Source organism: Treponema sp. R6D11, from assembly GCF_054786075.1.
In genome coordinates this window covers 1-605 of sequence record NZ_BDHD01000695.1, presented here as the reverse complement: position 1 = coordinate 605, position 605 = coordinate 1, and the positions used below count along the sequence as shown (strand labels likewise).

The window sequence follows — 605 nt, the reverse complement described above, 5'->3', positions numbered from 1 at the left end:
TCACAGCAATTGGGGTAAATCAAAAACCCTCAGTGATCCGTCATTCGCAGGGAAATACCGACATATTAAGATAAACGGCATTGCAGTTGATATAATAAAAATGTCTAACGATGACCAACTAGATAAAATTATTCAGGCAATAAAAAAATACATAAACAAACAATTTATAATTCTTGCCTTCTGTCCTAACTTTGACGAAAATCATTTTACAGAAGAAGTACTTAAACTGTTGAAAGAAAATAACTTTGAGATTTTTTCTTTTGTACTTAAGCATAAGTACAATGATCCGAAAAAAACAGTAAAAGATGATGAGATAGACAGACTCAAACAGTACTCAAAACCCACAACAAGTAGCGTACCCTGCAACGCAAGGCACACTACTTGCTACTTAAAAATTAATTCCCGTCCCAGTACGCCGCTTTGCCGCCATATCCCACGGCGACAAATTTCTGCTTTCCGGCAGGACCGCCCCATGCGATGCCGTAGATGCTGCTGATGGATGTGCCGAATTTGGTGTCCGATACGGCTGTCCATGTTACGCCGTCAGCCGAATACGCCGCTTTGCCGTCAAATCCCACGGCGACAAACTTTTCGTTGCCCCATGC

1 protein-coding gene is annotated in these 605 nt (G+C 41.5%); it reads right to left on the bottom strand.

Going from position 1 to position 605, the window contains the following annotated elements; all coding sequences use genetic code 11:
• Positions 1-395 precede the first annotated feature (395 nt).
• A partial coding sequence (locus ACYVTD_RS15540) for a hypothetical protein (protein WP_461248603.1) occupies positions 396-605 on the bottom strand: 210 nt, incomplete at its 5' end.